Annotated in this window: 5 protein-coding genes; 1 reads left to right on the top strand and 4 read right to left on the bottom strand. The window is 31.5% G+C overall.

Going from position 1 to position 4,091, the window contains the following annotated elements:
• Positions 1–4: 4 nt before the first annotated feature.
• On the bottom strand, positions 5–607 hold the full coding sequence (locus tag B3J44_RS10535) for a DUF937 domain-containing protein (protein ID WP_198854742.1): 603 nt from the start codon (positions 605–607) through the stop codon (positions 5–7).
• Positions 608–881: 274 nt separating this feature from the next.
• Positions 882–1,382 carry a DUF456 domain-containing protein gene (locus B3J44_RS10530; RefSeq protein ID WP_286968376.1) on the bottom strand — a complete coding sequence of 167 codons (501 nt, stop codon included), beginning with the start codon at positions 1,380–1,382 and terminating at the stop codon, positions 882–884.
• Positions 1,383–1,535: 153 nt separating this feature from the next.
• Here B3J44_RS10530 and B3J44_RS10525 point away from each other — a divergent pair, with 153 nt between their 5' ends.
• A complete protein-coding gene (locus B3J44_RS10525; RefSeq protein WP_198854744.1) occupies positions 1,536–2,021 on the top strand; it encodes a hypothetical protein in 486 nt (161 codons plus the stop codon).
• Between the two features lie 12 nt (positions 2,022–2,033).
• Here B3J44_RS10525 and B3J44_RS10520 read toward each other — a convergent pair whose 3' ends face one another.
• Positions 2,034–3,137 (bottom strand): glycosyltransferase family 2 protein, encoded by a 1,104-nt coding sequence (locus B3J44_RS10520; protein ID WP_286968374.1) that lies wholly within the window; start codon positions 3,135–3,137, stop codon positions 2,034–2,036.
• Positions 3,134–4,078, bottom strand: coding sequence for a hypothetical protein (locus tag B3J44_RS10515; RefSeq protein ID WP_286968384.1), 945 nt, complete (start codon positions 4,076–4,078; stop codon positions 3,134–3,136). The genes B3J44_RS10520 and B3J44_RS10515 overlap by 4 nt, the downstream gene beginning before the upstream one ends.
• Between the last annotated feature and the right edge of the window lie 13 nt (positions 4,079–4,091).

Here is a 4,091-nt window from a genome sequence, read left to right as displayed (position 1 = left end):
TTTTTTAGAAACTAAAGAAATTATGTCCGAAAAGGGTAAAAATAGATCTTCCGATAGATTGGTTTTTATCTTCTACAGTTTCGTAAGATGAAAAACCTAGGATGATTTTTATTCCGGGAGGAATGCTGTTTAAAATATCTCTTTTTTGGTCTTCTAAAAGGAGTTTTAAACTTTCTATTAATTGAAGATTGTATCGTAAGTAAGACATTACTAGTAATGCTGAAAAGTTAAGTATTTCTCTAGCAGTTTCGCTTTTTATACCAACTTCATTTGAAACCATTTCTGAAATTCTGCCTTTTTTGTTTGAGAATAGTTCTTTCAGTAAAACATTTCCCTCTAAACGGTAACAATCATCGACTGATAAAATTCTGCCTGCATTAAAATCTACTTCTTGATAAAAAGTGGAATCTTCTTGGATTAGTGAAACGATTTCAGAATAAAAATCAGATTCTTCGGCTTTGTTGTAGAGTCCCATTAAAATTGTACCGATCGAGACGTCTATTCCCTTTATTAAAAGTGCATCATTCTCAAAATAAAACTTGTTTAACTTGGAGACAACATTAGAAGAAATAAAGCGTCTAAGTTCAATTTGTAGGTTTGGGGTCATACTCATAACTTAAAAAATGATTATTTATACTTATTTAAAATAACCGATAAAGTGAGGCTTTTTATCGTTTATCGTGATAAAAATATAAAATATTTTAACATTTCCAAAAATTAAGTTAAAAATTTACCTTCTTAATAACCAGCCGTTAACATAAAAAACGCTTTAACGCTAGTAAACTCAACCCTTTCGTACTCAAATAAAAAAGAAAAAAAGTTAAGAAAAGTTTTATGTTTATTTTTTCCGACAACGCTAAAAAGCTTAAAATGTTATAAAATTAAAATAAAATGTTTCGATATTCCCACACAATATTTAAAAATATGCCCAAATAAACGACTGCAAACAGAAAATTAACAAAACTTGAAGCAATGAATCCTAATAGCGATCCAGTAGCTGCTTTTATAGCTCTTTTATGATTTTTGGAATCGTATATTAATTCTCCAATTAAAGCGCCTAGAAAGGGTCCAATTATAATCCCGAACGGAATTGGAGCTATAATTCCAACAATTAAACCAATGTTGGTTCCCCAGACGCCGTAAGAACTTCCTCCAAATTTTTTAGTCCCTTTTGCTGGAATTACATAATCTAATATAGTAATGCTGACCATTAGAACGAAAGTGATTCCTAAAACCCAATAGTTATTTTCAACAGCTTTGGTAAGATACAGCAAAAGCAATCCTACCCAAGAGCTCGATAATCCTGGAAGAACAGGAATAAAACTTCCAAAAATGCCAACAATCATACATATAAAACCCAAAATGAGCAGTAATAAATCCATATTTTTTTGATAAATTTGTTCTTACAAAGTACCATTTTATTCTTTGCTGTACAAATCCCCAAATGTATTCTCGCAAAGATTAAGATTCCAATAGTAATAAAGTTTCTCAGAAAAATAAATCGTATTTTTGTTCATTCATTCAACATCAAAATCTTGAGGCAGTTTTTTCTTCTTTTTATATGCGTAGCTTTTCATTCTTGTCAATATTTTGAGAAGCAGGTTCCGTCTGAAAAAGAGTTACTTCAGAAAGAATTAAAATCAATTAATTGGAAAGAAGTTGATGAATATCCTTCTGTTCCAGATTGTGATAAAATTGCTGACAAAAAGCTTCGCCAGCAATGTTTTTTTGAGGTAATGTCTGGCCTTATTCAAGAAAAACTAAATGTTGATACGCTTTCGATTTTATATCCAGAATTGGACACGATCGAAGTAAAAGTAACCGTTTTTCCAAACTCTACTATGAAGTTTGAACCGCAGTTTCCTAAAGATTCTGTAGCTTACGACACCATAAAAATTGACAGTATTCTACATGCTCGTCTTGTAGATTTCCCGAAAGTAAATCCAGCCATAAAACGTGGTATTCCTGTAAAAACACAGTTTATTTTGCCTGTTATTCTAAAAGCAAAAGAAGAAAAATAGCTTGATTTAAAGCTATTTCTTAAACTGTCGGCCTTTCCATTCATAAGAACCGACCAAACTATACAAAGCCACAGCCGAGCTAAAAAAAGGATATAACAAACTGCTTAATAAAAGGCTTTTAATTCTCGTTTTCGTCAAAAATTGATTGGTTATTAAAAGCAAAACAAAATCAATAAAAAACTTAGAAAAAGCAAAAAGCAAAAAAATTGGATAGGACCAAACTCCGAAAAGAAACAGGAAAAATCCAATTACAAAACTTAAATTTCCGAAGAAAACAATCAATCCCAAGAATTTACCGAAAGTACTTTTATACGAACTGGTTTTGGCCGCCCAGCGTACTCTTTGATAAAACAATGATTTCCAATTTTCTGTTGGTTTTGTAATTACAATTGCTTCTTCAGCTTTTAAATAATGAACTTCATTTGGAAATTTTTCAATTGTTTTTTGGAGTAAAAAGACATCATCTCCACTGGCAATTTCATCATTCCCTTCAAAACCGTTCAAGCTTTCAAACAATGTTTTTGTATAAGCAAAATTGGCTCCATTACACATAAATCCATTATTCAAACCAAAACTTCCAATTGTCGCACCTTGTAAACTTGTTAAATCCAATTGCTGAAAATGATCTAAAAAAGAACTCTCACATTTGTACGAAACTGCTCCTGCCAACATAGAAACTTTCTTTTCCTGAATATAATTATCAAATGTTAAAAGCCAATTTTCTGGAACAATACAATCGGCATCGGTTGTAATAACCCAATCGGTTTTTACATGCTGCATTGCCGTTGTAATGGCGTCCTTTTTGGGAGAACTGGAAATTCTAATGTTATCAATTATTGAAACTTGGAACCTGAAACTTGAAACCTGAAACTTTTCAATTGAAGCGTCATCAACCAAAATCACTTCAAATAAATCTGTCGGATAATTTAAGTTCGAAATGCTGTTTAAAAGATTTGGAAGATTTTCTTCTTCATTCCGAAACGGAACTATAATCGTAAAACTGGTCTTCGGCTTTAAATCTCTTTTTTTATATTGTTGCACTTTGAAGAAACCATAAATCAACAAAGAAATGCTAATGATATAAATGGCTAATATTGCAAACAATCCGAAAATCATGCTGCTGTTTTGGTTCTAAAATTAAGTACAAAATAACTTCCTAAAACTACTGGAAGAACAACATTTAAAAACCACATTAATGTACTGATGAAAATTACAATCCATTCGTTTACGCCCAAAATTCCGAAGAAATAAATAGCAACACTTCCTTTTACTGCAAAATCTAAAAACTGAAATGTTGGCAAAGAAGAAGCCAAAAAATAAACCGATGTAATCGCAGCCATCAGGGTTAAATAAGGCAAATCGACATCAAAACCTAAAAATAAAAAGTAATATTGATGCGAAAAAACCAGATAACGGCAAATGCCTAAAAAGATATTTTTCTGATGAACCGATTTCGGAATTTCATTGATTTTATGAATCAGTTTTTCAATTGAATATCCTTTTACTTTTATCTTTTTAATTGAAAATAAAATAATCAAAAGCAATACAAATCCGCCAAAGAGGATTAAAACAGTTCTGGTTGTAATTACATTAAACTGTGCATTAAAATAAAGCAATCCGAAAATTCCAAAAATGATGGTTAAAATCATCTGGATTCCGTTGCAAATCAGGTTTAAGAAAACCACTCTTTTGGCTTCCGATTTTGGGTAATACAATGCTTTTCCTGCGTACTCTCCCACTCCATTTGGCGTAAAAATTCCTGCTGTCAAAGCAGCTAAAACCTGTTTTGTAGATTCGTAAACTGAGATTTTATGAATAACCTGAGCAAGATTCTGCCATTTTAAAATCTCAAAATAGCGATTCAAAACACTCAAAAGCAAAATAAATGCAATTCCTAAAACCGATTGGTTTTTCTTGAACAAAACAATAAACTTCTGCCAGTCTAATTTGTCATTGTTAGCCAACTGATTGTAAATAAAATAAAATGCGCCGCCAACAATTAAAAGTTTGGCCAGAAGAACTAGGAATTGCTTAGCTTTGTGTGGAATTGAAATCATGCCGCAAAAGTAA

It is taken from the genome of Flavobacterium sp. UBA4854 (assembly GCF_002399805.1).
GTDB lineage: Bacteria > Bacteroidota > Bacteroidia > Flavobacteriales > Flavobacteriaceae > Flavobacterium > Flavobacterium ginsengisoli.
The sequence above is the reverse complement of the archived record's forward strand: the minus strand, read 5'-3'. Positions and strand labels throughout refer to the sequence as shown.

Coding starts and splice junctions, on each gene's coding strand:
- B3J44_RS10535 (WP_198854742.1), bottom strand. CDS start 607: ATGACCCCAAACCTACAAATTGAACTTAGACGCTTTATTTCTTCTAAT.
- B3J44_RS10530 (WP_286968376.1), bottom strand. CDS start 1,382: ATGGATTTATTACTGCTCATTTTGGGTTTTATATGTATGATTGTTGGC.
- B3J44_RS10520 (WP_286968374.1), bottom strand. CDS start 3,137: ATGATTTTCGGATTGTTTGCAATATTAGCCATTTATATCATTAGCATT.
- B3J44_RS10515 (WP_286968384.1), bottom strand. CDS start 4,078: ATGATTTCAATTCCACACAAAGCTAAGCAATTCCTAGTTCTTCTGGCC.